Here is a 25,250-nt window from a genome sequence, read left to right as displayed (position 1 = left end):
CGGCGCCGACGTCTACCGCTACCGGGTGCACGCCCTGCATCCGGACAACCCGTTCGGCGCCTGTCACTGCCTTGACCTGCCCTTGCTCTTCGGTGACGATGCCGCCTGGCACGACTCGGCCATGCTGAGCCCGCTCAGGCCCGCCGAGGTGCGGGCGATGGGAGCGCCGATGCGTAAGCAATGGGGTGCATTCGTGCACGCGGGGGACCCGGGGTGGACACCGTACGCACCCGGTTCTGCGGCTGCCCAACAGTTTCCGTGACCGATATGGCTCCCTCGCTCGCGGACACGCCCTGCCACAAGCCGTGCCGGCGCGCGCAGGACCGGCCGAGGCGACGCCACCGCTGACGGATCACTCGAATCGTGCCGTGCAGTGCGTGCGCCGGTCCCGTGCCCGGCTGCCGAGCCGGCAGATGTCGAGTCGGGGCAGCAGTCCACTCGGCCTGGCCCGGACTCGCATGCCCGTCAGATCCAATCGCGTGGTCCTCATCCGACCACTCACCCCGACCCGCGACACCCGCTGTCGCCCCAGCTCCACCAGAGAGGACCGCATTCATGGCTGACCGGCATGCCGAAGTAATCGGCGGCGGTATCGGCGGGCTCACCGCCGCGACCGCACTCGCCCGCAATGGCTGGACCGTGCGGCTGCATGAACGGCAGACCGCGATCCGGGCGATCGGGGCAGGAATCTATGTGTGGGACAACGGGTTATCCGCGTTGGAAGAGATCGGCGCCTTCGCCGACGCTACCCGCGGCGCGCATATCGGCCCGGCCGTCGAAGCTCGATCGCGCACCGGACGCACCCTGTACCGCATCGATATCAACGCCGAGGGCGGCCCGCGTTGCTACACGTTGCTGCGGGACCGGCTGATCGATGCGCTGGTGCAGGCGGCCACCCGTGCCGGGGTCGAGCTCGTCACCGATTCCGCCGCCGTGGTCGCCGAACCGGACGGGCGGGTGGAGTTCAAGGACGGCCGCGTCACCAACGCCGATCTGGTCGTCGTCGCCAATGGGGTGCATTCGCGGCTGCGCGACCGGCTCGGTCTCACCGCCCGGCGCATCCAGATGCGTGAGGGCGCGGCCAGGCTCATGGTGCCCGCCTCCGCCGGCTACCTTCCGGCCGCGGACAGCGTGAAACATCTCGAGCATTTCCACGGCAGGCGCAGGCTGCTGTACACCCCGTGCACCCCCGAACATGTCTACCTCGCCTTGGTCGCCGATTCCGACGACGCCGCCACCCGCGGCGACCATCTCGACGTCGACTCGTGGGTGCGCAGCTTCCCCTATCTGGAATCGCTGCTGCGCGCCACGCCCGACGTCCGGATCCGCTGGGACAACTTCGAATTCATTCGGCTTTCGGCGTGGTCGCGCGGCAGAGTGGCCTTCCTCGGCGACGCCGCGCACGCGCAACCACCCTATCTTGGCCAGGGTGGCGGCACCGCCATGATCAACGCGGTGTCGCTGGCCGCCACCGTCAGCGCCGGCCTACCGGTGTCCGAGGCGCTGACCCGCTGGGAGCGCGAGCAGCGGCCCGGCATCGAACGCACACAGCGGACGTCCTACCGCATGCGCTTGCTCAACAGTCTGCCCGACGCCGTGCGCGATCCGTTGCTGATGGTGGCGGGCCGCCTGCCCGGTCTCACCGATTCCCAACTCGCCGCTACGCGCTTGCGGCCCGCCACCGCCGATCGGGCCGCCTGAACCGCCGAATCGTCCGTGTCCGCGGTGCTGCGGCTCGGGAGAAGGAGAGAAACATGATCAATACGATGAAGATCAACGGCGTCGAGATCGCCTTCGACGACCAAGGATACGCACCGGAAACGCCCGCGATCGTGCTGCTCAACGGCTGGGCGCACGACCATCGCGCCTGGAACCCGCTGCTGCCGTATCTGCGGGAGAAGCATCGCGTCATCCGGGTGTGCTGGCGCGGCCACGGACCGGACCGCACCCTGGTGGGCGATTTCGGTGTGGCCGAACAGGTTTCCGACACCATCGACTTGCTCGACGCGCTCGAGGTCGACACATTCGTGCCGCTCTCGCATGCCCACGGCGGCTGGGTGGGCCTGGATATGGCTGATCAGCTCGGTGCCGAGCGGGTGCCCGCCGTTCTGCTGCTCGACCTCATCATGACCCCGCCGCCCCCGGAGTTCGCCGCCGGTGTCGCGGCCTTGCAGAACCCGGCCACGTGGAAGGCCGCGCGTGATGAGCTGCTGCGTTCGTGGCTCGACGGCAGCACCAACGCGACGGTGCTCAATCATGTCCGCTTCGAGGCGGGCGGACACGGGTACGACATGTGGGCCCGGTCCGGCCGTGAGGTCGAAAAGGCGTACCGGACATGGGGTTCCCCGATGGGGCGGATGGAGAAGATGAGCGTCCACCGCCCGATCCGGCACGTGTTCTCCCATCCGAAGGCGCCGGAATACGACGCGCTGCACGCCGAGTTCGCCGCCAGAAACCCGTGGTTCAGCTACACCCGGCTCAATGGGGAAACCCACTTCCCTGGCCTGGAGTTGCCCGAGCATGTGGCAGGTGAACTGTTCGACCTGCTCGGGTCGGTGCGCGCCGCCTGACTGGTGGTCGTGGTCGACCGGCGCGCCCCTGAAGTGCGCCGGTCGAACGCGCCTGGCGTTGCGGTACGAGCTCCGAGCCCGGCAGCCGATCGCCGCCGCGACGCACAATCCCGGCGTTGGATGTGCGCTTGCCGAACTTTCGCTGATCTGTCACTGTTGATCGCATGATCGTTGGAAAGGACGACACCACCGTCATCCGGTGAGTGTTCTCGGGCAGCGGGAAGCTGCGAACATCCGCAAGAAATGGCTCGGTCGGATGCTGTGCACCGAACCGGCCGATCGTTCGGTCGCCGAAGCGGCCATCTCCGAAATCTACGAACTCGCGGGGTTGAGTCCGCCACGTTTTCGATGGGCCTCCTCACCGCTGATCGCTCATGCGACCGGTGAGCCGGGGGCGAAGGGCAGGTCGCCGCGTTACGCGCGGACTTCCGAACATGCTGTCGGGCAGTATCTTTCGCGGGTGCTCAGCGGTATGCGGATGACCATCGGGATGTCGCGACGCGAGTACGACGACTGGGTCTGCGCGCTCACACCCTTCGAACAGAACATCGCCGATCCGCTGAGTTCATCGTGGTCAGGCTCTGTCGGGCGCGTCATCATGGCAGCCGGTGGCGGGCCGAGTTCGCTGCGCCAGAACGTGCACTGCGCTACCGGCTCGGTCGTGTGGTCGGATTTCCCGCCCAACCGGGCCGGTGACCACGCCCGCGCATGGCAGCTGTGGGCGACGGTAGCGTCGTCCTGCGGCCCATGGTGGCCGGATGACGATCTGTGCGTCGTCTCCGAGCGTCCCGAGATGCTTGCGGCGGAGGATGCGGGGGACCGGGGCCGGGTGCGCTTGCACTGCGCCGACGGGCCCGCCGTCCGCTATGGCGATGGCTGGGAGCTGTTCTTCTGGCATGGCACCCAGGTGCCCGGCTGGGTGATCACCGACCCCACCGCCGAAGCGATCGACCGGGAAACCAATGTCGAGGTGCGGCGTTGCGCCATCGAACGTCTCGGCTGGCCGGCCTACGTCGAGGAAGCCGGAATGAAACTGCTGGCCCGCGCGCCGGACCCCGGTAATCACGGCTTCGAGTTGATGCTCTACGACCTGCCGGGCGACCAGCGGGTCCTGGTCGCGGTGAACGGTTCCGTCGAACGTGACGGCACACGCCGTCGCTACGGCCTCACCGTTCCTCGGTATCTCGCCGATCCGGTCGACGCCGCCGCCTGGACGTACGGCCTGACCGGCACCCAATACTCCCAGCTCGTACATCGCACCTGAGGTGATCGCCATGACCGAATCCCTGGTCCTCGACCAACTCGACGCGTCCCTGCGCATCCCGGTGATCCGCGGCATGCACGCCCAGGGCGACCTGATCGTCATCCCGCTCTACCTGCTCGACTCGGTCACCCCGAGCCGGGACGCCACCTGGTGGCCCGTTCCGCCCGACGGCATCGAGGTCCTGCGCGGCGCCGCCGGCGGCAACCCACACGCGCTGGTTGCCGAACCAGGCACCTGCCGATGGACCCCCGATGTGACCGACCCGGCAGGCCTCGCCCTCGGCATCTTCGCGGCCGAATCCGTCGCCTACCTCATGCACCCCGAACACGGTGCCACCGGCAGTGTGCCCGGCACCTACGTCATCCGGCGCCAGCGCGAACACTCCCACACCCGCACCCGCCTCGTTGCCGACTGACCGTCGAATCCCGCCGCCGGCTTGCCTTCTCGGCGGCGGGACGTCGGTCGTCAGGCGGCGACGCGGCGGGCCGGCTCGCTGCGGTAGCGGGAGGGGCGGCCGTCGATGCCGAGCACCTTCCACACCAGCTTGGACACCGGGTTCATCAATCCGCTCTGTTCGGCGAGGGCGCGGACGTCGGCGAAGATGTCGCGCAGGGCGTTGCTGGATTCCTCGCTGCGCCAGTACATGTCCTTGACCACCGACTGCGGGATCTCGAACTTTTCGATGAATTCCTTGGGCGGGGTGGCGATCATTTCGCACATGATGCGCATGGCGGTGGGGAACAGCAGCGACAGTACGAAGCGGGTGGCGGGGTGCATCTTGGGGACGTTGCGGCGCAGGTATTCGTGTGCGAAGGAGATGTGGCGGGCTTCCTCGGCCACGTGAATCTGCATGACCCGCTGCACCATCGGGTGCATCTGGTCGCCGCCGCGCAGAATCGACTTCTGCAGATGGTCGATGGGTTCTTCGCCGCCGAGCACCATGGTGAAGAAGAACTCGGGGAAGTACTTCACCGCCGGCCAGATGACCATCGTCAGCTTGCGGTCGATGGAGCCCATGCCGATGACGTCCTCGCCGATGCGATTGATCATCTCCTGGAACATGAGCGTGTGGTTGCACTCTTCGGCCGCCTCATGGGTGATGAAGCGGAATTCCGGATCGCCGTTGGGCAGCGACACCACATACTGCATGAGCCCGCGGATCAGCAGCTGCTCGAAGTCGAGCCCGACCTTCGCGATCCCGGCCTGACGCCACATACCCATCGCGATCTGCTTCTCGACGGGCAGCGACTTGTACCAGGGATGGCGGCCCAGCGGGTCGGCCTCGGGCAGAATCCAGCGCCGGTCGGTGCGGTCGACGCCGTAGTCGGGGGAGTCCCAGTCGATGTCGACATAGGGATCGAAGTGCTTGTTGACCGAGCCCTCGGACAGCCCCTGCAGCACCTCGCGATAGGTCTGTTCAGGGGTTTTGCCTGTCGATACAGCGGACAGCGTCATCGGTGTCTCCCTCGTTCCAGCGTCCGGGAAAATTACCTGGGACCCGGAGTCCCACTAAATCGTATCCGCTCCCCCCACTTCCATACAAGGTTGTATGGACCCACCGTCCCGCACTCAGCGCTACATGAGCGAGGCAAACGCCGAGAAGCCCGCACGCTCATGTAGCTCTCGACGGAGGTTGTCAGGCCTGTTCGAGTCGGGCCAGCTGTTCCGCGACGTCGAAGTGCGGCGGCGGCCAGTCGAGGCCCAGGTCCTGCAACGCCGCGATGAGCAGTTCGGTGACGGCCAGGCGCGAGTACCACTTGTGGTCGGCCGGCAGCACGAACCATGGCGCGTGCTCGGTGCTGGTCCGGTCGAGGATGGCCTGGTAGGCGTCCTGGTACGCGGGCCAGAAGGCGCGTTCGTCGATATCGGAAGGGTTGAACTTCCAGTACTTGTCGGGGCGCTCCAGGCGCTGGCGCAGGCGCTTCTTCTGCTCGTCGAGCGAGACGAACATGGCCACCTTCACCAGCGTGATGCCCTCATCGGTGAGTTCGCGCTCGAAGGCGTTGATCTCGTCGTAGCGCTCGCCCCAGACGGTGGCGGGCACGAGGTTGTGCACCCGCACCACCAGCACGTCTTCGTAGTGCGAACGGTCGAACACACCGATCTGGCCGCCCCGTGGCAGCTCCTTGCGGATGCGCCACAGGTAGTGGTGGCGCTTCTCCTCTTCGGTCGGCACCCCGAACGCGGCATGGTCGACGCCCTGCGGGTCCACCGAGCCGATCACATGACGAACGATGCCGCCCTTGCCCGCGGTATCCATGCCCTGCAAAACCAGCAGCACGCTGCGTGAATCACCGGACCGGCCGTTGGCGTACAGCTTTTCCTGGAGCTCCGACAGCACCCGCCCGCGTTCCAGGAGCAAGGCCTCACCGAGCTTCTTGTCCCCGTCGAAACCCGGACGCGCCGAGGTGTCGACTTCGGCGATGCGCACGCCGTCGGCCTGCAAGGCTTTCCGGACCGGAACCGACCAGTGCTTCACCATTCGTCAGGCCTACCACAACCGCGGGCCGGATCAGCGGATCTGGGCGAGTTTGAGCAGCTGGCAGGCGAAATCGGCGTCGGTGACGGGGGTGAGGGTGAGCTCGTCGGCGGTGGTGAGCAGATAGCGGCCGTCGCCGCTGACATCGAGCCAGGTGCGATGACGGGTCGGCGGCGACATGGGATTGTCCGGCTCCACCGTGACGGTGATGAACCCGCGCCCGTCGACCGGCTTACGCAGCGCGCGCCGGAATCGGGCCGCGCCGCGCTCACCGTTGGCGGAGAAGGTCTGACCATTTCCCGCGTGGTCGGTGGCACCGAGCACGGCGTCCTGCGGTTCGCGCATCGTCCCGGCCCGGCCCGGTCGCGCCGGGCCGATCACCTCCACCAGCAGCTCACCGAGGGCGCGGGCATGACTCATCTGCACCGTGACCGTGCTGGTGGCGGCTACCAGGATCGCGGCGTGCTGATGCACCACGGCGGCGAAGGCCAGGATGCGTTCGGGACAATCGCCCGCGGCGGCGGTGCGTTCGCCGGAGACGGTGATGGTGGTGGCGTCGGCGCGGGCGCACAACATGAGCGCGGCAGCCAGATCAGGATCGGCCTGTCTGGCGAACCGCTGCGGTAATCGCAGGCTCAGATGATCGGTTTCGGTGCGCACGGTGGCGGCGGGCGCCATATTGACCGGATAGGGGCGGCGATCCAGATCGGTTTCGTTCTGCCAGACGTAGCTGAATTCGTCCGGGGTGAGTACCCATTTCACAGTGGCAGGCTCCCGCCGCCGGTGGAGTCGGTGCGGGGTGCCGCGAAGCGGGGCACCCGATCTCCCGAAGCGGGGATGGCGGGGGAGTAGACGTGTGTCATGAGGTCTTGGACGTCGGCGATGACGGCCGCCGCCGCGATGTCGTGATCCATTCTGCGTTGCCCACCGTGCACGGCCTCGGCGGCGGGATCGTCGAGCGGACGATACGGCTGCGGCGGGGGGATCGCAGCCCGAATCGTCTGCGCCGCATCGCGGTCGAGCTCGAGTAGTCCGGCGACGGCGGCGCATACCTCGTGCGAGTCGGTGCCGGCCCGGATGAATTCGCGGGTGGCCTGCGCGGCGGCGTCGGCGGTCCGGCCGGACCAGCGCGCGAATTCGCGATTGGTGGCGTCGCCGAATACCCGGAACGCCTCGGCCAGCGCGCCGGCATTGGCCCGCCAGACCGCCGCCGTCCGGTCCAGCGCCGCCGGATCCATCACCTCGTGCACGCGGTCCCAGATCTCCTGATGGGTGTAGCCGATGAAATGCTCGCGCTCCGGTGCGTACGGTGGATCGACGTCACCGGAGGGTGCGGCCTCGTCTGCCATGGTGCGCTCCTCACTCGATGGATCACCGCGGCGCCAGATGTGCGGCGACGAGGTCGATCGCGGCCTTGTTGGCGGCCTCGGCGTCGGCGAACCGTTTGCCCGCCGCCAGATAGGCCGCCTTGTACAGCAGCGCGGTCTCTTGGAGCGCGGTCAGAGTGTCGAGATATTCGCGCCCCTTGTTACCGAAACCGCGCGCCAGCCCGTGGCCGGTGGGGAGATCGGGGAACCCGGAAACCTCGGTGATCAGGTGCGATTCGGCTCTGGCCCGATCCAGATCGTCGACCAGGGTGTCGCAGGCCGCGGCCAGATTGGTGGCCACATCCTCGTCGAGTTCGAACGGCGCGGCACCGCCGTCCACCGCCGCGACGTACAGCTGCCGAGCCCGGCTCTGCCCCGTTTCCGGTACCGCCATCTGGGCTCCCCCTTCCGCTCGGTCCATCACATCCCCGCCGCGTCGAATCGGACTCTACCGGTCGGAAATACGCGGTGGGCTGCCTTGCGGTCCCGGTATCGGGACCCCGGCTGTGATGTCGCGCACGATAACGACGGTTACACTCGCCAGCTGTGTCCGAGACCGATGCACCGCTGCCGAAATACCTGCGCATCGCCGAGGACATCCGGGGGCGGATCGAGCGGGGCGAACTCGGGGTGGGCGACGAAGTGGAGTCCGAACGCGAGCTGGCGGTGCGGTGGTCGGTGGCGCGGCCGACGGCGGCGAAGGCGCTGAATACGTTGCGGCAGAGCGGGATCGTGGAATCGCGGCGTGGGGCGGGGACGTTCGTTGCGCGGCGCGCTCCGGCGGTGCGTGACGGCAATGCGCCGGGGTGGGTGCGCGGGGGCAGCCTGGGTGACTTTATGCACGGTGATCGCTCGTCCGGGTGGGTGAGCGAGAGCGAGCGGGATCAAACGATGCACGGCGATCGCTCGTCCGGGTGGGTGCGCGCGAGCGGCCGGGGTGAATCGATGGGCGGTGATCGCTGGTTCGGGTGGGCGAGCTCGGGCGGTACGGAGGTCAGGGGTTCGATTACCCTTAGCTCTACTCCGCTCGATGAAACCGCTGGCGCGGAGGCAGGTGATCGCCGCGTCCGCACAGTCGTCATCGCGGCGAAAGTCACCGAACTGCCAGAGACTGTTGCTGAGATCTTCGGCGGGGCGGGGGACGGAATCGTCCGCCGGGTGGTGATCGATTCCGAAGGTGATGTGCGACTCCGCACGACGTGGTATCCACACGAATTCGCCTCTACGGCAACACGTCTACTGGAATCGTCGCCTATTCCCGGCGGTGCGAATCGCTATCTACATTCCGTGCTCGGCACGACCGTCGCCCGCGTGCATGAACGCGTCTGCGCGCGAAGCGTTGCCGAGGACGAGCGCGTTCACCTCGGCCTCGAGCCCGGTGCTCCGGTACTGGTCCGGCAGACCGTGCGCTATGAACCCGCGGGCGGGGTGCTGTCGTTCGCCGAGACGGTCTACCCGCCCGGCCGCTGGGTCGCGTAACTCGTTGACAGCCCGGCAACCGAGTGGCATAGTCCACTCGTACGAGAACTGGCATAGTCCACTGGGGGAGGCGCTGTGTTCGATCATTCGCCATCACGCGGTTTGACCATCGGCTCCTGGGTCGTCATCGGCGACGAATGCTCGGTGCGCCGCGCCCCGCTGGCCGATGACGACTACGTCGGCTTCGTATTCGACAGCGGCGGAAGTGAATTCGAGCTAGCTCTCAGTCCCTGCGTCCTACGCCGGATGGCCGACCTCGCCCGCGACGCGGGACCTCAGCCCGGACGGGTCGCCGAGACGTATTGCAGCAGCCGATGGATCTCCTGATCGATCTCGACCAACCCGTGCTCGGCGAACAGGGCCGGGAAGGTATCGGTATCGAACACCCGCAACCCGGACCAGCCGCCGACGATCCGGGTGGCGTGGCCGAAGGCCGAATCCTCGCGGTGGCTGGTGGTGATCGCGATCCGGCCGCCCGGCGCCAGCACGCGGATCATCTCCCGCGCCGCCGCCAGCGGATCCGGAATCAGATACAGCGCACCGAAACAGCACACCGCGTCGAAGGATCCGTCGGCGAACGGCAGGAACCGGGCGTCACCGCGCAGATACCCCACTCGCGGACCGGAGTTGTCGGCGACCGCCCGAGCCAGCATCGGCGGCGAATAATCCACGCCCACCGCATAGCCGTCATCGGGCAGCCGCTCACTCAGATAGCGCGTGAAATTACCGGGCCCACAGGCGATATCGAGCACCCGGTGCGCACCATGCAACCGCAACGACTCGGCAGCGAAACGCCGGTCCGCCTCGGTCGTGCGGCCGCTGGCCAGATAGAACAGCGCAGGCCGCCACGCCCGCTCGTACACCGCGGCCAGCACCGGGTTGTTCATGGTGCGCCGAGCGAGATTCATCGTGCCGACTCCGTTGTCCGCGAGAGATTCATTGCCGTGCCGCGCTCAGCCCCGCTCGACCTCGATGGTCATTCCGGCCGCGCGCAGACGTTCGGTGAGCGCGTCGCCCATCGCGGCCGCCGGGGTGAGCACGCCCGCCAGTTCCGGCAGCTTCGCGCCGTCGAAGGCCAGGCACAGGCCACTCTCACCGAGCAGCACGGCCGTCGCCTGATAACCCGGATCGCCCTTCCCGGCGAAGGTCGCGACGTACTTCGCACCGGACGTGGTGTGCGCGTAGGTCTTCATGGTGAACCAACCGCTGGTGCGGGCCTGCTCGCTGGGCCCGGTGCCCGGCTTGGGCAGCACCCGATCCAGCAGCTTGCGGCCCACGCTCACCCGCGACAGCAACGCACCCGCCGCCATGGTGGCCACGATCCCGCCGGACATCCCGGCGGCCACCAGCGGCGCCACCGGCGACTTGCCCGCGCTCATCACCTCGCGGTAGCGGAAGTTCTTGCCGTACACCCAGCCCAGCAGCCCGTTGGAGCGGCGCACGATCTTGGTGTTGTGCATGGCCATCACGAAGGTGCCCACCCAGCCGTCCAGGCTCGGGTCGATGGTGCTCGCACGCTGCAATGCCTGATCGGACTGCCGGCCCACATCCGGATCCATCGACTTGTCCGGGCTCAGCGAATACGGATGCGACAGCACCCGCTGCTTCGACGGATCGGCCGCCACCGCCTCCATCATGGCGCGCCCGGAATCGATGGTGCCGCCGCTCACGCCGCCCTTGAGCGAGGCGATCAAGGTGGTGTCGGTGAGTTCGCCGGTGTTGTCCTGCACCGACCGCCGGTACAGCTGGTACACGCTCAGATCCGACGGAACCGAGTCGTACCCGCAGGAATTGACGATCTTCGCGCCGGTGCGGGCGGCCTCCTCATGGTGGCGGTCGATCGCCTCGCGGATGAACAGCGGCTCGCCGGTGAGGTCGGCGTAGTGGGTGCCGGCCTTGGCGCAGGCGGCGACCAGCGGCAGACCGTAGCGCAGGTATGGGCCCACGGTGGTTACCACGACGGTGGTGCGGGCGGCGAGGGCGTCGAGCGCGGGCTGATCCGCCGCGTCCGCGACCACCAGATCCCAGCTCGCGGCCGCCGGGCCGAGGTCATCGCGGACCCGGGTCAGCTTGTCCAGCGACCGCCCGGCCAATGCGATCTTGGCGCCTTCGGGCGCGGCGCCGAGCAGATACTGCGCGGTGAGTTTGCCGACGAAACCCGTCGCGCCGAAGAGGACCAGATCGAATTCGCGGCTGTCCGCCATATGTTCCCTCATGCCTTGTCGTGTCGAGCCTTGCCGGATTTCTTACTGCCGCCGGGACGTTCGGCCAGCCAGCGATGATGCTGCTTGCCGAGTTCGGTCACCGGCGGTTCGTCGTAGAGCCATTCCCGGGAGATGCGATGCCAGTTGGCGGTGGCCTCGAGCTGGCCGAGCATGCCGAAGGTGAGGAAGTCCGCGCGGCGGGAGAACAGATGTTCCGGCGGCAGATTCTGCTGCTTCATGCCGGTGAACTCGCTGGCCCGTGGGTCGACGGCGAGCAGGAACGCGCCGCTGGCCAGCTCCGGCGTGATGGTCAGTTCCTCATCGATCAGACACCACTCGGAGGCGGCGAGCACGTACTCGAGGCATTCCTCGGGGCCGATCTCGTCGGGCGAATCGATCACCCCGCGCTGAATCATCAACTCGCGCAGATCCTCGGCGCGATCCTCCGCCGCCGCCCGCAAACAGGCCGCCTCGAACCGCACATGTTCGGGATCCATTCGATTGAACAATCCGAAATCGAGAAATCCGACCCGCCCATCGGTGGTGAGCATGACATTGCCCGGATGCGGATCACCGCAGAATTCGTTGAACACGAACAGCGAACCCACATAGAAGCGGTAGATGATCTCGCCGATCCGATCCCGCTCGGCCTGCGGCAATTCCTTCATCTCGTCGAAGCCGCTGCCCACCAGGTACTCACTGACCAGCACCCGCCGCGTGCTCAGCTCCGGTACCGACTGCGGGACCACGATGAACGGATGCCCGGCGTAGAGGTCGGAGATCTGCCGCTGGGTTTCGGCTTCGGCGTGATAGTCGAGTTCGGCCTCCATATTGAGGCGCAGCTCGTCCAGTACCGCAGGCGTCACCCACGGCATCGCCGATTGCAGCACCCGGCGAAACATCGCCAGGTTCTTCAGATCCGCGCGCACCGCGATATCGATGCCCGGATACTGCACCTTCACCGCGACCCGGCGCCCGTCGTGCAGCCGTCCGCGATACACCTGGCCGATCGAGGCCGCCGCCACCGGTTCGGATTCGAACTCGGCGAACACCTCGTCGAGCGGGCGGCCGAAATCCTCCTCGATCACCGCGCGCATGGCCTCGAACGGCACCGTCGGCGCCGCGTTGCGCAATACCGCGAGGCGTTTCTGGAAACGTTCGCGATGGTCGGGCGGAACCAGATCCAGATCCAGCACCGACATCATCTGGCCGAGTTTCATGGCCACGCCCTTCATGGTGCCCAGCACCATGACCACCTGCTCGGTGGTGCGGATCATCGATTCTTCGGCCATTTTCGCGCGCACCGCTTCGGAGCGGCCACGCATGGACAGTCGCGCGCGCTGGGTGCGCAGCATGGATCCGGCCGCGACCGCGCCGAGCTTCGTCCCGCGAGCGAGCCGGGATGTCGGCACTTGCTTCGCCATCGAGGTACCTCCGTTGGTGCCGACGCGCGAACGGGCACGCAACCCCTCTGTAGCGCCCCGCTGGCGTTCAGACTAACCAACCGCGGCGCGATGTCGAGTCCCGCGTCACATCCACATGCCCGACCGGCTCAGACGGTGGGGTCCGGGAGTGCTCAGACAGTTGGCTGGGAGTGCTCAGACGGCGGGGCCGGGGGTTTCGGCGACGTCGACCGGCTTGGGCAACACGTGCGGCATGGCATTGAACTTGGCGCGCGAACCGCCCGCGCGCGCCATGCCCTCGATGGCGCTCCAGGCCATCATCGACAGGTAATCGATGACTTCCTCACGCGACATGGTCTTATCGGTGGTCCACCAGTGGGTGGCCAGCTGAATGCCGCCGACCAGCACATACGACCACAGCAGCGCGCCCTCGGTCTCGATGCCGAGATCGCCGGCCCGGCTGATGATGGCGGCGGCCACCACCTCGGCGAACAGCTTCTCGAACTCGGCCAGCGAGGACTGATCGGCCGAGCCGTTGCCCATGATGAACCGGTAGACCTCGGGGTCCTCGTCGACGGCGCCGACGTACTCACCGAGCGCGGTGCGCACCAGCTGGTACTCGTCGGCGTCGAGGCTGATCGCGCCGTAGACGCGCGGCATCAGGGTGATCTCGATGAACCGCTGCATGGTGGCGTGGACCAGATCGTTCTTGTCCGCGAAGTAGCGGTAGAGCACCGTCTTGGAGACGCCGATCTCGGCGGCGATCTCGTCCATGCCCGCGCTGCTGCCACGGGCGCGCACGGCGGCAAGAGTGCCGTCGACCAGCTCTTCACGGCGGTCGATCTTGTGCTGTCGCCATCGGCGTTTGCGGCCATCGGTATTGCCGGTGCGCACCGCCGCCGGTCGCGCGGTGCGCTCACCGACGTCGACAAGGTCTTCGGTGGACAGGGTGGGCTCCCTCGTTCGAAACGGATCCGTGTCACCCAGCTTAGGTCCCATTACCCCTCAGCAGGTCCGTTTGGGGTGTCGATCACCGCATTCGCGGGGTAGATGCGAGCGGAGTCACACTCGATCGCCGCCCTCGGCGACCCTCCGGTGGCGTATGGCACCGCGGCCGCGGCGCGAAGGCCAGCAGAATGGAGGGCATGCAGAACGCTCCCGGCGATACCGCGGTCCTCGCCGACCGCAGCTCCGGCGCCGCCGACGTGCAGCCGACGATGCCGAGCAGTTTCACCTCCTTCACCGATGACGCGAGCAAACGGCGTGATCTGTGGAAGATGAAGTCGCTGGCCACCGGCCTGCTCGCGCTGGCGACCGCGATCTATCTGGGCTGCCGCTGGCTCGAGTCGCGCGGCGGCGGTGGCGATTGGGTCGGCTATGTGCGGGCCGCCTCCGAGGCCGGCATGGTCGGCGCGCTGGCCGACTGGTTCGCGGTGACGGCGCTGTTCCGGCATCCGCTCGGCCTGCCCATCCCGCACACCGCGATCATCAAACGCAAAAAGGACCAGCTCGGCGCCAGCCTCGGCAGCTTCGTGGGCACCAATTTCCTCTCACCCGAGGTGGTGACCGCGAAGGTCAATTCGGCGCAGGTGTCCTGGCGGGTCGGGCGCTGGATGGCCGAGCCGGCCAATGCCGGACGGGTGGCGCAGGAGAGTTCGACCATCCTGCGCGCGGTGGTCGGTGTACTGCGCGACGAGGACGTCGAGCAGGTCATCGACAACACCATCGTCAAGCGGATCGCCGAACCGCAGTGGGGTCCGCCGATCGGGCGGGTGCTCGCCGAACTGCTCGCCGACAACCGTCAGCTGCCGCTGCTGGATCTGCTGGCCGAACGCGCGCACCAGTGGGCGCTGGGCAGTCAGGAGACGATCGACCGCGTGGTGCTGCGCGACGCACCGCAGTGGGCGCCGAAGTTCGTCAACATCATGTTGTCCGAGAAGATCTATCGTGAGCTGGTCGAATTCACCTGGAAGGTGCGCTCGACCCCCGATCACGAGGTACGGCTGGCGGCCAACCGGTTCCTCGAGCAGTTCGCCGACGATCTCCAGCACGACGAGGCGATGATCGCCAAGGCCGAGCGGATCAAGTCACAGATCATGGGCCGCGAGGAGATCACCGGCATGGCCGAGGCCACCTGGCGCGCGGCCAAGCGGCTGATCCTGGAATCGGCCGACGACCCCAACAGCACGCTGCGCCGCAAGGTTGCCGAAAACGTGCAGGCGCTCGGTGAGCAACTGCGCGATGACGAACAGACCCGCGCCAAGGTCGACGGCTGGATCGAACGCGGCGCACGGTATCTGGCGGCCAACTACGCCGACGAGATCGCGACCATCGTCAGCGATACCGTTGCCAGGTGGGACGCGGAAGAAGCGAGTAAGAAGATCGAATTGCAGGTCGGGCGTGACCTGCAATTCATCCGGATCAACGGCACGGTGGTGGGTTCGCTTGCCGGACTTGCCATCTACACGGTGTCGCACCTGATGTTCGGCGGCTGAGACAGCGCCGCCGGATATTTGCCCGAAGGGTGCTAACACAAGTGCTTGCAATAGCTAGCACCCTGTCCTAGCATTGGTTACGTACTACCGCCAGAAGGTGAGTGATGGCAGACCAGCCCGAGGTTTCCGCCCAGCACACCGAGCAGCCGGACGACGGTTCCGGTCTCGGCGAACGGGGGGGTCGCGTCTCCAACGCGGCGCACGACATCGGAGGTTTCATCAGGGCGCAACGTGAGGCCGCCCAGGTCTCGCTGCGTCAGCTCGCCCAGCTGGCGGGGGTGAGCAACCCGTATCTCAGTCAGATCGAGCGCGGATTGCGCAACCCGTCCGCCGAGGTACTCGCGCAGATCGCGAAGGCACTGCGGGTGTCCTCGGAGGTGCTGTACGTACGGGCCGGCTATCTCGAACAGCGGCCGCACAGCCCGGTCCGGGATGCCCTGCTCGCCGACACATCGATCAGTGAACGGCAAAAGCAGGTCTTGCTGGATATTTACGAATCGTTTCGCCGGGAAAACGGAGGGAACGAATCAGGGGGGGATGACTGGGACAGCGCCGTTCCGCATATTACGACCGACACTCCGCCACGCCAGGAGAACGAAACATGACCGACAACGCCACCACCAAGCCGCTCTACGCGACCGTGGGCGCCGGTGACGCCGTCTACACCGCTGTCCTCGACGCTGTGACCCAGGTGCGCGAGCGCGCCCAGTCCGCCGACGTCACCGGCCGGGTCGACGAGGCCCGCGAGCGCATCGCCAACCTGCCCGCCGACGTCCAGGGCCAGTTCGACTCGCTGCGCGAGCGCCTGTCCGGCCTGCCCTCGGAGCTGCCGGAGGACCTCGCCGAGCTGCGTGAGAAGTTCACCCCGGAGGAGCTGCGCAAGCTGGCCGAGCAGTACTACCGCCAGGTCCTCGACCTGTACTCCGACCTCGCCGTGCGCGGTGAGGAGACCGTCGAGCGGCTGCGTGCCAACCACCTGGTCGAGGAGCAGGTCGGCCGGGTCGAGTCGCTGTACAAGGACGCCACCGAGCGGGCCGAGGACGTGCTGGGCCGGGTCAACGACCTGATCGGCCGTTCGGCCAAGGTGGTCGAGGAGCAGGCCGAGGCCGCTGCCGACGCTGTCGTCGATGCCGAGGTCGTCGAGGTCACCACCGAGACCGCGCCCGCTCCCGCCAAGAAGGCGCCGGCCGCCAAGAAGGCTCCGGCCAAGGCGCCCGCCAAGGCCGCCGCTCCCGCGAAGAAGGCTCCGGCGCGCAAGACCGCCGCGAAGAAGGCTTGATTCGCCTGCCGCATCCGTTGCGGTGATTCTGAACGACGACCCCGCGTACCCACCGGTGCGCGGGGTCGTCGCTTTTGTGCCTCGTCACCGCGGGAACCGGTGGGCGGCGGCGGTTGCTCCTATCATGGTGGAGTGGAATTTGCGCAGGGTGTGACCGGCCTGATCGTGCTCGTGCTGTGGCTGCTGGCTTTCGGCGCGACGATATTCGCGCTGATCCATGCCCTACGCCAGCGCCCGGACGCGTTCACCGCGGTTGACAAGCTGACCAAGCCGATCTGGCTGGCGATCCTCGGCGTTGCGGTGCTGCTTCTGCTGCTCTCGTTCGCCGGGCTGGGGTTGTTCGCCTTCATCGCGATCATCGCGACGGGTATCTATCTGGCCGATGTGCGGCCGAAGGTGGATGAGATTCAGCGCGGCCCGCGCTGGTAATCGCGCCGGCGTTGTAGGCCGTACCGTTGCGGCGGCCGCCGCCCGTTCGGAAAAATTTCGGTGTCGTCTGCGCTGGTGACGCGCGGTTACCCCGAATTTTCTCGGTGCTAGCACTAGCTAGCACCCACTCCAGCGGTTACTGTATCTGTCAGTAACACAAAGGAGTGTCCGATGCGTGCAAAGTTGCCGAATGCGTTGGCGAGCCTCCCGACCCAGCTTCGGGGCCTGCTGGACGTGCACCGTGCGAACCTGCGGTCACGCACCTACCAGAACGCCGCGCTGAACCCGCCGACCGTCCCGCACGAGGTCATCCCCGTCACGGCCGCGGACGGCGCCCGGCTGCGCGTGCACGCCTACGGACCCGCCGACGGTGACGTCATCGTGCTGGTGCACGGCTGGACCTGCGCCATCGAATACTGGTATCCGCAGATCAACGCCTTCGCCGGCGAATACCGCGTCATCGCCTACGACCAGCGCGGCCACGGCGAGAGCGAACTCGGCTCCAGCCCGCTCGACTGCGACCTGCTCGCCGACGACCTGTGCGCCGTCCTCGACGCCGCCCTGCGTCCCGGCCAGCGCGCCGTCCTCGTCGGCCACAGCCTCGGCGGCATGACCTTGCAGGCCTGGGCCGGCAAGCACCCCGACCGGGTCACCGCCCAAGCCGAGGCCGTCCTGCTCAGCAACACCGGCCCGCACTCCCTGGTCGCCGAAACCACCGTGGTGCCCCCGTTCAACAAGCCGCTCCCGTGGCTGGGCGGCCGCATCATCCCGCTGCCCTTCTGGTTCGGCCGCCTCGGCCTCGGCACCCCCGTCGTCTTCCCGCCGATCGCCCCCGTCCGCTGGGTCTTCGCCCGCCAGATCATGACCCTCGACGCCCCGCGCGAACTGGTCGACTTCAGCATGGCCGTCGTCCGCTCCTGCCCCGCCTCGGTCCGCGCCAAGTTCGGCTTCCTGCTCGCCGACATGCACCTCGGCGAATCCGCCCGCAACCTCGTCGTCCCGACCACCCTGCTGGCCGGCGAATTCGACGACATGACCCCACCGGTCCACTCCGAACAGCTCGCCGAAATCCTCGCGGAGGTAGGCAGTTTGGTTCGTTACGAAGTGCTGCCGACCGGGCACCTCGGGAATGTGGAAGCGTACGAACGGTTCAACGAGGAACTGGGGCGTGTGCTCGACTCGGTGTATCAGCCGGTCGAAGCCGTGGGTTAAGTCGGCGGCGGCATCACCTCGATCGGGCGGTGTAACCGGTACCTCGCCATACGCCCCAACTTGTGGCGGATCACGGGTGAACCCGCACCCATGGACTCAGGCCGGTCGGCCGTCTCAGCTCGCGGTCAGGGCTCTGCGGACGCGCACTGATGCCCAAGTGCCCAAACTCTCTCCCGCCGTCCGGATCTCTGCCGCATCGCAGCGATGGATTGCGAGGGCATCCGCCACTACTTCGTCCAGGGCGGATTGCGCGATGTCGGACTCGGCGAGGTCGAGCACGGTGCGGACGGGTGTAGTGACGAGGAATGGCCCCGCGGATTCGAGGTCGGTGCTCGGTACCCGCCGGCGTTGAACCACCACCCGTTGAGTAACGGGCGGCCGTCCGGCGGCTGCGGACAGGTGTAGGTAGGTGGGGTGCAGGCGGCCGATGCCGTGCAGGTCGGCGGCGCTCTGGTGGGAGACGGCTACCGCACCGTCGAACCAGGCGGCCCACATGGCGCATTCGTCGAGCGGGCCTTCCGGCCAGTTCGCCATGCGCAGCATGCCGACGCCCGCCCTGGTCACCGAGCCGTTGCCGAGGCAGGCGCGGACGCGGTCGGCGCAACCGGTGCGCAACACCTGGCGGGTGGTGAAGAAGCCCGCGTGGCGGCCGGCCAGACGGCACAGCACGCGCCAGCCCCGTCCGGAATCACTGCTCGAGGGCGCGAGAGGATCGGGAAGGAAACCCGGGCTGAACCGCGCCGCTTCACCGGCCATGAGAACCAGACTACGTGGCAATCCTGTGGCTCATGTCACAATCGGTGCGGCTCGGCTACGAGACACTCCTCACCGCACCCTCAGAGCCGACACAGAAACGTCGGGAAGAATCTGATCCATGCCCACGAAGATCCGCTCCACCCTGACGGTCAGTCGCCGCACGCTGGTGATCGCCCTCGTCGCGGTGGCCGTGCTGCTGGCGACCGTGCTGGTCGGCGGCGAGGCCTACGCGCGGCACACGGTCTCGAGCTGTGTGAGCAGCCAGTTCGAGAAGGAGATGGGCTCGAAGATCGACGTCGGTTTCGGCGCCAAGCCGATGCTGGTGACCTGGGTCGACGGCAAACTGCCCGAGGTGAACGTCAACAGCGACGACGTGAAGTTCGGCCCGGCGGTCGGCATGCACGTAGAGGCGACCTTCCGCGATATCCAGGTCACCGACAACGGCCGCGGCGGCGCGGAGATCGGCCGCTCCTCCGCCGACGTCACCTGGAGCAACGACGGCATCGCCAAGACCCTCGGCGGGCTGGTCAGCAACGTCAGCTCCTCGGCGGCCGAGGGCAAGCTGACCATGGATGTGCTCGGCGGGTTCGCGCAGGTGCAGGTGCAGCCGCGGGTGGTCAACGGCGCCGTGCAGGTCGACGTCGAGTCGGCGCACGTGCTCGGCATCGGACTGCCGACCGATCTGGTGCAGGGCATCGCCGACCTGCTGTCGGAGAGCTTGCAGATGTACCCATTCGAGATGCGTCCGACGAACCTGCAGGTCACCGATGACGGCATCCGGGTGCAGCTGGCCGGCGGGCACGCCGAACTGCCCGCGAGCACCGAAGGCAGCTCCTCCTGCTGAGCGCCGGGCGTCCCCGCCGCCGGCGCACCGGCCTGTCTTCAGGCCGCGAAACCCTCCAGTACTGCACGGGATTTGGACAATCCGAGCCGGGTAGCGCCGGCGGCGATGAGGGCGGCGGCGGCCTCGGCGGTGCGGATCCCACCGCTGGCCTTGATGCCGAGCCTGCCGCCGACGGTCTCGGCCATCAGCTGCACCGCGCGCACGTCGGCGCCGCCCGCGGGATGAAATCCGGTGGAGGTCTTCACGAAATCGGCGCCTGCCTGTTCGGCCATCCGGCACACCTGCACGATCGCCTCGTCGGACAGCGCGGCCGATTCGATGATCACCTTCAGCACCGCCCGGTCGCCGACCGCCTCGCGGACGGTGACGATGTCGGCCAGCACCGCGCTGTAATCGCCCGCGACGGCGGCGCCCACGTCGATGACCATGTCCACCTCGTTCGCGCCCTGATCGACGGCCAGCCGCGCCTCCGCGCCCTTGACCAGCGAATGATGTTTGCCGGACGGGAATCCGGCGACCGTGGCCACCACGAGTCCCGGCGCGCGCACCGGCAGCATCGACGGCGACACGCAGATCGCGTACACGCCGAGTTCGCGGGCCTCCCGCACCAGCTCGTCCACCTGCTCGGGAGTCGCCTCCGGCGCGAGCAGGGTGTGGTCGATCATGTCGGCCACTTCGGCCCGGGTCAGCGACGCGGAATCTGCCATGGGGACAAAGTCTGGCATATCGCCGGCATGCCGCCCGGCGCGGCGGAATCCCGATTGCGCGGCGAGGGCGCTTCACGCACACTTCTGTTGGTCGGGAAGAGAGGACAACCGTGCTGATCCGACGCGAACGCGCCGGCGACTCCGACGCCATCGCCGCAGTCCACCGCAGTGCCTTCGGCCCGCAGTACACCGGCCAGGAGGCCATCGAACCTCCCGAAGTCGATCTGGTCGAGCGACTACGTAGCGATCCCGGCTGGATCCCGACGCTGTCGATGGTGGCGGTGGAGCACGACGCCGTCATCGGGCACGTGTGCCTCACCCGCGCCGCCGTCGGCCCGTTCCCGGTACTGGCGCTGGGCCCGATTGGGGTGCAGGCGGGATATCAGGGCGACGGTGTCGGCGCGGCGCTCATGCATGCCGTCCTCGGAGCTGCCGACGCCCTCGATGAACCTCTCGTCGGACTCGTCGGCCATCTCGACTACTACCCGCGCTTCGGTTTCGTTCCCGGCGCGCGTATCGGCATCGCGCCCGACGAGTCGAGCTGGGCGAGCCACTTCCAGGTGCGGGCACTGACGGCCTACGACACCCAGATCGTCGGCGAGTTCCGCTACGCGGAGCCGTTCTACAGCTGACTTCGCGGCCCCGGGCGAGGCGGCGGGAGCACTCGGTGCGAGTGGGCCTTTCTCACCTGCGAGGATGGGCGCATGAGTGCTGCTCCCTCCGTCACCGACGATCGTCGTTACGTGCTGACCCTCGGCTGCCCGGACCGTCCGGGCATCATCGCCGAGATCACCTCGTTCATCGCGGGCTTCGGGGGATCGATCGTGGAGGCCGGTTACCACTCCGATGTGGAGACCGGCTGGTTCTTCACCCGGCAGGCGATCAAGGCCTCGACGGTGCCGTTCGATCTCGGCGAGCTGCGCACCCGCTTCGCCGACGTGGCCGCGAGCCTCGGCTCCGAGACCGACTGGCAGCTGCTCGACTCGGGTGCGCGGCGGCGGGCGGTGCTGCTGGTCAGCAAGGACGGCCACTGCCTGCACGACCTGCTCGGCCGCGCCGCGTCCGGTGAGCTACCGGCCACCATCGAGGCGGTGATCGGCAACCATCTCGACCTGGCCGAGATCACCGAGGCACACGGGGTGAAGTTCCATCATGTGCCGTTCCCGAAGGACCCGGCCGAGCGCGGCCCCGCCTTCGAACAGGTCCGTGCGCTGGTCGACGCGCACGACCCGGACGCTGTCGTGCTGGCCCGCTTCATGCAGGTGCTGCCCGCGGACCTGTGCGAGCACTGGGCGGGCAAGGCCATCAACATCCATCACAGCTTCCTGCCCTCGTTCGTCGGCGCCCGCCCCTACCACCAGGCCTTCGCCCGCGGCGTCAAACTCATCGGCGCGACATGCCACTACGTGACGCCGGAATTGGACGCGGGCCCGATCATCGAGCAGGACGTGATCCGCATCGACCACGCGGACGAGGTGCGTGACATGGTGCGGCAGGGGCGCGATATCGAACGGGTGGTGCTGGCGCGGGGTCTGCGCTGGCATCTCGAGGGTCGGGTGCTGGTGCACGGGCGGCGGACGGTGGTGTTCTCCTGACCAGCGCACCCGGTTGATCGCGAACGGGAACAGTACGAGCCCTGGGCAACGATTGTCCAGGGCTCGCACCGCGTTCGGTGTGGTTGTCGCGGCGGTCGGCTACGCCCTCGATCTGCGGGACTACGCCGTCCTGCGACGGATCAACGGCTGAACTTGCCACCCGCCAGTCCGGTGGTGAACGCGTCCCACTCGCTCGGGCTGAAGATCAGTGCGCCGCCGGTGGGGTTCTTGGAGTCGCGGACGCCGACCGCGTCTCCGTTGATGAAGGCAACCTCTACGCACTCTTTGGATGCGTCGCTGTGGCGGCTCTTGAACCACTGGGCGCCGGATAGATCAGCGTTCATGTTTGGAACTCCTTCGCTACCTGCCGGAGCAAGGCCCTGCTGGCTACATCGTCCAAGGCCGCGTCCCGAATTGCCTTATGCGCCATATGGTACCGGGCAACGTCCCGGGGTTTCTCCAGATACAGGTCGCCGATGTAGCCGGGGATGTAGACCACGGATGGCTCGATGGGTGCGCCGGTCGCGTCGTTTCCGAAGCCCAGGATGATGAATTGGCCGGTGCTGACAGCCGTAGTCGGAGCGCCTGCGGCAAACGGGAGGATGCGGAGGTCGACGTTGGGTCGAGTGCTCATGTCGGCGAGGGACTTCAACTGCACGGCCGAGATCTTGGGACTGCCGATGACGCGGCGTATGACCGATTCGTGCAGCACGACATCGATCTCGATCGGATGCCGCTTCCGGGTGACGATCATCTGCCGGTATTGCCGCATCTGAACGCGGCGTTCGTGTTCGGTCGCAGATTTGTCTGGATGCCCGTCCCGCACTACCGCGCGCGTGTAGTCCGCAGTCTGCAAGATTCCCGGCACCAACTCCACGTGGTATGAGGTGAAAGTTCGTGCTGCTGCTTCCATCCCGATGTACACGTCGAAGCTCTCCGGGATGAGATCCCCGAACTCGAGCCACCAGCTCTTCTCGCTGGACTGTTTGGCGAGGCCGATGTAGGCGGCGGCGAGGTGGTCGGGGACTCCGTACAGCTCGCAGGCCGCTTGGATGTGGTCGATGTTGACTCTGTCGTTGTGTCCGTGTTCGAGCCGCCACAGCGTGGTGGAGCCGATGCCGAGTAGGGATGCTGCTTGTGGCTGGCTGAGTCCGGCGCGGGAGCGCCAGTCCATGAGATAGCTGCCGAGTCGGCGGCGCGGCAAGGTGGTGTCCTGCATGGAGTCCTCCCCATCGAGGGCGGGCCGGTCGACCCGCAAACGGGTAGAGCAATGGCATTGCCGCGGGAAGCATGCTGGGCTTTTGCGTCGTCCGGGCCGTTCGGCCCCGCACCCACCATTCCATCTCCGCGACAGATGATTCGCTGTTGCACGCAGATACCGCTCGATAACCCCGAGCACCACAATAGCACTAATGCATCAGTCGTAAAGCGTTCGTGGACAACGGGATTGGAGTTCTATCGGGAATATTCCAGATGAAATATTCAACGCTGAACCAGGCCGGAGAGATTCACGCGCGAACAGTTGCCGGTTCGGCAACCGGCAGTGGCGCCACCACATCCCACGGCACCGACAGCACGTTGTCGCGCATGCGCCGCCGATACTCCCGCACCGGGAAACCCTGCTCGCGCAACAGTTTTGCGGCACCGCGCCAGCGCACTCGCGGTCCGAACGGTGCCAGCGGTGCGGCGTGGGACCAGGCGCGGTCGGCGGCAGCGAGTAGTGCGTGCACACCTTCGCCGGGGATGTTGCGGTGGATCAAGACCTTCGGCAGACGCTCGGCGAGGTCGGAGGGGCGGTCGACGGTGAAGGGGTCCCAGGCGAGGGTCAGCGACAGCGGGCCGGTGTGGTCGAGCAGGACCCAGGCGCTGCGGCGTCCGAGTTCGTCGCAGGTGCCGTCGACGAGCAGGCCGCCGGGGGCCAGGCCGGACAGGATGGTGGACCAGGCGTCGGGGACGGCGGATTCGGGGTACTGGCGCAGCACGTTGAAGGCGCGGACGAGGACGGGGCGCAGGCCGGCGAGTTCGAAGCCGCCGCGGGCGAAGCTGACGCCGTCGCGGCCGGGAACCACGCGCTCGGGGTCGATCTCGAGGCCGACCACCCGGACGTCGGGCCGTACGGTGCGCAGCCGGGCGGCCAGTTCGAAGGTGGTCCATGGGCTCGCGCCGTAACCGAGGTCGACCACCAGGGGATCGGTGGCCGCGTGCAGGCGCGCGGTCACCAAGTCGTCGTTGATCAGCCAGCGATCACTGCGGCGCAACCGGTTGACGCCGGTGGTGCCGCGAGTGATCGTGCCTATCGGATTCAGCTGGTGGGGTTTTGTTCTTCCAGCCACCGCTGGGTCACCTCGGCCTCGGCACGGAACAGGTCGACGAGGTTGACCAGCATCAGCTGCTCCAGGCGCGGACCGACCATCGGGATGAACACCTTCGCCTCGGAGGAGATGCGCAGGGTGCAGCCGATTTCGGTGGGGAACAGGCGCATGGTTCCGGTGAGGCTGCCGGGACCCGCCGGGATGGACGCGGAGTACTTGCCCTCGACCTCGGGGCCGAACGGGCCGTAGCTCTCCTTGCGGGTGATCACCATGTCCTTGCGGATCACCGTCTGCGCGATATCGGGCAGGGTGTCGCGCGGCAGGATGTGGTGCAGGACCACCTCGATACCGTCGTCGTTGGACTCGAGGCTGATCACCTCGTTGGGGGAGTACTTGCGCATCTCCTCCATCCGGGCTTCCCAGTAATCCCGGTTCGACAGCGCCGCGTACAGCTCTTTGGTGGTGTGCAGCGGGTAGCGGGCGGAGTAGTCCAGTCGGCGAGCCATGGGCGGTTACGTTACCGGGACCGGTTGTCACGGCATCGCCGGGCAGCGGAAGAAGTGACCCGGCACAAACCGGTACCCGGCGACGCCGTCGGCGTCACAACGTCAGCGCTCGGAGATCCAGGCGTTGGTGAACTCGGTCTCCTCGGCCAGCAGTTCGGTGAGGCGTTCGGCGATGGCGGCCTCGATCTTGCCGCCGAACAGCGGAACCTTCACCTCGATGCTGCCCTCGATGACGGCGGTGGAGCCGGCGTCGATATCGCTGAGGGTGATGGTGCCGCGGACCTCGGCGGGGGCGCCTTCCACCCGCGCCTCGAAGGTGGCGGCAGTGCCGGTCCAGTTCTCGGTGCGA

30 protein-coding genes and 1 pseudogene are annotated in these 25,250 nt (G+C 67.4%); 15 read left to right on the top strand and 16 right to left on the bottom strand.

Features of this window, described 5'->3' with window-relative positions:
- The 5 genes and pseudogenes from RJ05_RS31495 to RJ05_RS23455 all read left to right on the top strand — a co-directional run.
- Window positions 1–262 (top strand): annotated as a pseudogene (locus RJ05_RS31495) (carboxylesterase family protein); the annotation flags it as partial.
- Between the two features lie 293 nt (window positions 263–555).
- Window positions 556–1,701 (top strand): FAD-dependent oxidoreductase, encoded by a 1,146-nt coding sequence (locus RJ05_RS23470; RefSeq protein ID WP_036540647.1) that lies wholly within the window; start codon window positions 556–558, stop codon window positions 1,699–1,701.
- 56 nt (window positions 1,702–1,757) lie between these two features.
- Window positions 1,758–2,570 (top strand): alpha/beta fold hydrolase, encoded by an 813-nt coding sequence (locus RJ05_RS23465; protein WP_036540657.1) that lies wholly within the window; start codon window positions 1,758–1,760, stop codon window positions 2,568–2,570.
- A gap of 199 nt (window positions 2,571–2,769) precedes the next feature.
- Window positions 2,770–3,834 carry a DUF6745 domain-containing protein gene (locus RJ05_RS23460; RefSeq protein ID WP_051016838.1) on the top strand — a complete coding sequence of 355 codons (1,065 nt, stop codon included), beginning with the start codon at window positions 2,770–2,772 and terminating at the stop codon, window positions 3,832–3,834.
- Window positions 3,835–3,844: 10 nt separating this feature from the next.
- Window positions 3,845–4,249, top strand: a complete 405-nt coding sequence (locus RJ05_RS23455; protein WP_051016840.1) for a DUF8820 family protein — start codon at window positions 3,845–3,847, stop codon at window positions 4,247–4,249.
- Between the two features lie 50 nt (window positions 4,250–4,299).
- Here RJ05_RS23455 and RJ05_RS23450 read toward each other — a convergent pair whose 3' ends face one another.
- The 5 genes from RJ05_RS23450 to RJ05_RS23430 form a co-directional block, all read right to left on the bottom strand.
- A complete protein-coding gene (locus RJ05_RS23450; RefSeq protein WP_036540644.1) occupies window positions 4,300–5,289 on the bottom strand; it encodes an AurF N-oxygenase family protein in 990 nt (329 codons plus the stop codon).
- 181 nt (window positions 5,290–5,470) lie between these two features.
- Window positions 5,471–6,316, bottom strand: a complete 846-nt coding sequence (locus RJ05_RS23445; protein WP_036540642.1) for a polyphosphate kinase 2 family protein — start codon at window positions 6,314–6,316, stop codon at window positions 5,471–5,473.
- 30 nt (window positions 6,317–6,346) lie between these two features.
- A complete protein-coding gene (locus RJ05_RS23440; RefSeq protein WP_014353220.1) occupies window positions 6,347–7,075 on the bottom strand; it encodes an ESX secretion-associated protein EspG in 729 nt (242 codons plus the stop codon).
- Window positions 7,072–7,662 (bottom strand): hypothetical protein, encoded by a 591-nt coding sequence (locus RJ05_RS23435; RefSeq protein WP_036540641.1) that lies wholly within the window; start codon window positions 7,660–7,662, stop codon window positions 7,072–7,074. The genes RJ05_RS23440 and RJ05_RS23435 overlap by 4 nt, the downstream gene beginning before the upstream one ends.
- A gap of 22 nt (window positions 7,663–7,684) precedes the next feature.
- Window positions 7,685–8,074, bottom strand: coding sequence for a hypothetical protein (locus RJ05_RS23430; protein ID WP_014353218.1), 390 nt, complete (start codon window positions 8,072–8,074; stop codon window positions 7,685–7,687).
- A 152-nt stretch (window positions 8,075–8,226) separates the two neighbouring features.
- Here RJ05_RS23430 and RJ05_RS29530 point away from each other — a divergent pair, with 152 nt between their 5' ends.
- The gene (locus tag RJ05_RS29530; RefSeq protein WP_051016837.1) at window positions 8,227–9,159 is read left to right on the top strand and encodes a GntR family transcriptional regulator; all 933 of its coding nucleotides are present in this window, start codon (window positions 8,227–8,229) and stop codon (window positions 9,157–9,159) included.
- Window positions 9,160–9,234: 75 nt separating this feature from the next.
- The gene (locus tag RJ05_RS31110) at window positions 9,235–9,486 is read left to right on the top strand and encodes a hypothetical protein (protein WP_014353217.1); all 252 of its coding nucleotides are present in this window, start codon (window positions 9,235–9,237) and stop codon (window positions 9,484–9,486) included.
- Here the strand turns inward: RJ05_RS31110 and RJ05_RS23420 are convergent.
- From RJ05_RS23420 to RJ05_RS23405, 4 genes are all read right to left on the bottom strand, one after another.
- Entirely contained in the window at window positions 9,435–10,067 is a 633-nt protein-coding gene (locus tag RJ05_RS23420) for a class I SAM-dependent methyltransferase (protein WP_036540640.1), read from the bottom strand. The two genes, RJ05_RS31110 and RJ05_RS23420, sit on opposite strands and share 52 nt — an antisense overlap.
- 45 nt (window positions 10,068–10,112) lie before the next feature.
- Window positions 10,113–11,363, bottom strand: a complete 1,251-nt coding sequence (locus tag RJ05_RS23415; protein ID WP_036540639.1) for a saccharopine dehydrogenase family protein — start codon at window positions 11,361–11,363, stop codon at window positions 10,113–10,115.
- An 8-nt stretch (window positions 11,364–11,371) separates the two neighbouring features.
- Window positions 11,372–12,787, bottom strand: coding sequence for an ABC1 kinase family protein (locus RJ05_RS23410; protein ID WP_036540654.1), 1,416 nt, complete (start codon window positions 12,785–12,787; stop codon window positions 11,372–11,374).
- Window positions 12,788–12,961: 174 nt separating this feature from the next.
- Window positions 12,962–13,660 (bottom strand): TetR/AcrR family transcriptional regulator, encoded by a 699-nt coding sequence (locus tag RJ05_RS23405; protein ID WP_014353213.1) that lies wholly within the window; start codon window positions 13,658–13,660, stop codon window positions 12,962–12,964.
- Window positions 13,661–13,983: 323 nt separating this feature from the next.
- Here RJ05_RS23405 and RJ05_RS23400 point away from each other — a divergent pair, with 323 nt between their 5' ends.
- From RJ05_RS23400 to RJ05_RS23380, 5 genes are all read left to right on the top strand, one after another.
- Complete coding sequence (locus RJ05_RS23400) at window positions 13,984–15,261, top strand: DUF445 domain-containing protein (protein WP_051016839.1); 1,278 nt, start codon at window positions 13,984–13,986, stop codon at window positions 15,259–15,261.
- A 104-nt stretch (window positions 15,262–15,365) separates the two neighbouring features.
- Window positions 15,366–15,866, top strand: a complete 501-nt coding sequence (locus tag RJ05_RS23395) for a helix-turn-helix domain-containing protein (protein WP_014353211.1) — start codon at window positions 15,366–15,368, stop codon at window positions 15,864–15,866.
- Window positions 15,863–16,540: a hypothetical protein gene (locus RJ05_RS23390; protein ID WP_014353210.1), complete on the top strand. Its 678-nt coding sequence runs from the start codon at window positions 15,863–15,865 to the stop codon at window positions 16,538–16,540. The genes RJ05_RS23395 and RJ05_RS23390 overlap by 4 nt, the downstream gene beginning before the upstream one ends.
- Window positions 16,541–16,672: 132 nt before the next feature.
- Complete coding sequence (locus RJ05_RS23385) at window positions 16,673–16,969, top strand: DUF2516 family protein (protein WP_014353209.1); 297 nt, start codon at window positions 16,673–16,675, stop codon at window positions 16,967–16,969.
- Between the two features lie 171 nt (window positions 16,970–17,140).
- Window positions 17,141–18,181 (top strand): alpha/beta fold hydrolase, encoded by a 1,041-nt coding sequence (locus RJ05_RS23380; protein WP_036540637.1) that lies wholly within the window; start codon window positions 17,141–17,143, stop codon window positions 18,179–18,181.
- A gap of 114 nt (window positions 18,182–18,295) precedes the next feature.
- Here RJ05_RS23380 and RJ05_RS23375 read toward each other — a convergent pair whose 3' ends face one another.
- Window positions 18,296–18,937: a type IV toxin-antitoxin system AbiEi family antitoxin gene (locus RJ05_RS23375; protein ID WP_249040537.1), complete on the bottom strand. Its 642-nt coding sequence runs from the start codon at window positions 18,935–18,937 to the stop codon at window positions 18,296–18,298.
- 118 nt (window positions 18,938–19,055) lie between these two features.
- On the opposite strand from RJ05_RS23375, the gene RJ05_RS23370 reads away from it, so the two are divergent.
- The gene (locus RJ05_RS23370; RefSeq protein ID WP_014353206.1) at window positions 19,056–19,781 is read left to right on the top strand and encodes an LmeA family phospholipid-binding protein; all 726 of its coding nucleotides are present in this window, start codon (window positions 19,056–19,058) and stop codon (window positions 19,779–19,781) included.
- A 38-nt stretch (window positions 19,782–19,819) separates the two neighbouring features.
- Here the strand turns inward: RJ05_RS23370 and deoC are convergent, their stop codons facing one another.
- Window positions 19,820–20,488: a deoxyribose-phosphate aldolase gene (deoC, locus tag RJ05_RS23365; protein WP_014353205.1), complete on the bottom strand. Its 669-nt coding sequence runs from the start codon at window positions 20,486–20,488 to the stop codon at window positions 19,820–19,822.
- 110 nt (window positions 20,489–20,598) lie between these two features.
- Between deoC and RJ05_RS23360 the strand changes: the two genes are divergently transcribed.
- Window positions 20,599–21,120 carry a GNAT family N-acetyltransferase gene (locus tag RJ05_RS23360; protein WP_014353204.1) on the top strand — a complete coding sequence of 174 codons (522 nt, stop codon included), beginning with the start codon at window positions 20,599–20,601 and terminating at the stop codon, window positions 21,118–21,120.
- Between the two features lie 72 nt (window positions 21,121–21,192).
- Window positions 21,193–22,083 carry a formyltetrahydrofolate deformylase gene (gene purU, locus RJ05_RS23355; RefSeq protein ID WP_014353203.1) on the top strand — a complete coding sequence of 297 codons (891 nt, stop codon included), beginning with the start codon at window positions 21,193–21,195 and terminating at the stop codon, window positions 22,081–22,083.
- A 140-nt stretch (window positions 22,084–22,223) separates the two neighbouring features.
- Here the strand turns inward: purU and RJ05_RS23350 are convergent, their stop codons facing one another.
- The 5 genes from RJ05_RS23350 to RJ05_RS23330 form a co-directional block, all read right to left on the bottom strand.
- A complete protein-coding gene (locus RJ05_RS23350; protein ID WP_036540636.1) occupies window positions 22,224–22,427 on the bottom strand; it encodes a DUF397 domain-containing protein in 204 nt (67 codons plus the stop codon).
- Complete coding sequence (locus tag RJ05_RS23345; protein WP_036540634.1) at window positions 22,424–23,302, bottom strand: helix-turn-helix domain-containing protein; 879 nt, start codon at window positions 23,300–23,302, stop codon at window positions 22,424–22,426. The genes RJ05_RS23350 and RJ05_RS23345 overlap by 4 nt, the downstream gene beginning before the upstream one ends.
- 289 nt (window positions 23,303–23,591) lie before the next feature.
- Window positions 23,592–24,416: a class I SAM-dependent methyltransferase gene (locus RJ05_RS23340; RefSeq protein ID WP_174343966.1), complete on the bottom strand. Its 825-nt coding sequence runs from the start codon at window positions 24,414–24,416 to the stop codon at window positions 23,592–23,594.
- Complete coding sequence (locus RJ05_RS23335; protein WP_014353199.1) at window positions 24,386–24,901, bottom strand: DUF2505 domain-containing protein; 516 nt, start codon at window positions 24,899–24,901, stop codon at window positions 24,386–24,388. Before RJ05_RS23335 ends, RJ05_RS23340 begins: the two co-directional genes overlap by 31 nt.
- A 102-nt stretch (window positions 24,902–25,003) precedes the next feature.
- Window positions 25,004–25,250 (bottom strand): DUF2505 domain-containing protein (locus tag RJ05_RS23330; protein WP_036540633.1); only part of this gene is annotated, 247 nt, incomplete at its 5' end.

The organism is Nocardia cyriacigeorgica NBRC 100375, from assembly GCF_000308555.1.
In the GTDB taxonomy this organism is placed as follows: domain Bacteria; phylum Actinomycetota; class Actinomycetes; order Mycobacteriales; family Mycobacteriaceae; genus Nocardia; species Nocardia cyriacigeorgica.
Note: the sequence above shows the minus strand (reverse complement) of the source record. Positions and strands in the feature narration are given on the sequence as shown.

Coding starts and splice junctions, on each gene's coding strand:
- RJ05_RS23335 (WP_014353199.1), bottom strand. CDS start 24,901: ATGGCTCGCCGACTGGACTACTCCGCCCGCTACCCGCTGCACACCACC.
- RJ05_RS23435 (WP_036540641.1), bottom strand. CDS start 7,662: ATGGCAGACGAGGCCGCACCCTCCGGTGACGTCGATCCACCGTACGCA.
- RJ05_RS23375 (WP_249040537.1), bottom strand. CDS start 18,937: ATGGCCGGTGAAGCGGCGCGGTTCAGCCCGGGTTTCCTTCCCGATCCT.
- RJ05_RS23450 (WP_036540644.1), bottom strand. CDS start 5,289: ATGACGCTGTCCGCTGTATCGACAGGCAAAACCCCTGAACAGACCTAT.
- RJ05_RS23415 (WP_036540639.1), bottom strand. CDS start 11,363: ATGGCGGACAGCCGCGAATTCGATCTGGTCCTCTTCGGCGCGACGGGT.
- RJ05_RS23370 (WP_014353206.1), top strand. CDS start 19,056: ATGCCCACGAAGATCCGCTCCACCCTGACGGTCAGTCGCCGCACGCTG.
- RJ05_RS23410 (WP_036540654.1), bottom strand. CDS start 12,787: ATGGCGAAGCAAGTGCCGACATCCCGGCTCGCTCGCGGGACGAAGCTC.
- RJ05_RS23445 (WP_036540642.1), bottom strand. CDS start 6,316: ATGGTGAAGCACTGGTCGGTTCCGGTCCGGAAAGCCTTGCAGGCCGAC.
- RJ05_RS23470 (WP_036540647.1), top strand. CDS start 556: ATGGCTGACCGGCATGCCGAAGTAATCGGCGGCGGTATCGGCGGGCTC.
- RJ05_RS23455 (WP_051016840.1), top strand. CDS start 3,845: ATGACCGAATCCCTGGTCCTCGACCAACTCGACGCGTCCCTGCGCATC.
- RJ05_RS23390 (WP_014353210.1), top strand. CDS start 15,863: ATGACCGACAACGCCACCACCAAGCCGCTCTACGCGACCGTGGGCGCC.
- RJ05_RS23430 (WP_014353218.1), bottom strand. CDS start 8,074: ATGGCGGTACCGGAAACGGGGCAGAGCCGGGCTCGGCAGCTGTACGTC.
- deoC (WP_014353205.1), bottom strand. CDS start 20,488: ATGGCAGATTCCGCGTCGCTGACCCGGGCCGAAGTGGCCGACATGATC.
- RJ05_RS23420 (WP_036540640.1), bottom strand. CDS start 10,067: ATGAATCTCGCTCGGCGCACCATGAACAACCCGGTGCTGGCCGCGGTG.
- purU (WP_014353203.1), top strand. CDS start 21,193: ATGAGTGCTGCTCCCTCCGTCACCGACGATCGTCGTTACGTGCTGACC.
- RJ05_RS23350 (WP_036540636.1), bottom strand. CDS start 22,427: ATGAACGCTGATCTATCCGGCGCCCAGTGGTTCAAGAGCCGCCACAGC.
- RJ05_RS23345 (WP_036540634.1), bottom strand. CDS start 23,302: ATGCAGGACACCACCTTGCCGCGCCGCCGACTCGGCAGCTATCTCATG.
- RJ05_RS23380 (WP_036540637.1), top strand. CDS start 17,141: ATGCGTGCAAAGTTGCCGAATGCGTTGGCGAGCCTCCCGACCCAGCTT.
- RJ05_RS23395 (WP_014353211.1), top strand. CDS start 15,366: ATGGCAGACCAGCCCGAGGTTTCCGCCCAGCACACCGAGCAGCCGGAC.
- RJ05_RS23400 (WP_051016839.1), top strand. CDS start 13,984: ATGCCGAGCAGTTTCACCTCCTTCACCGATGACGCGAGCAAACGGCGT.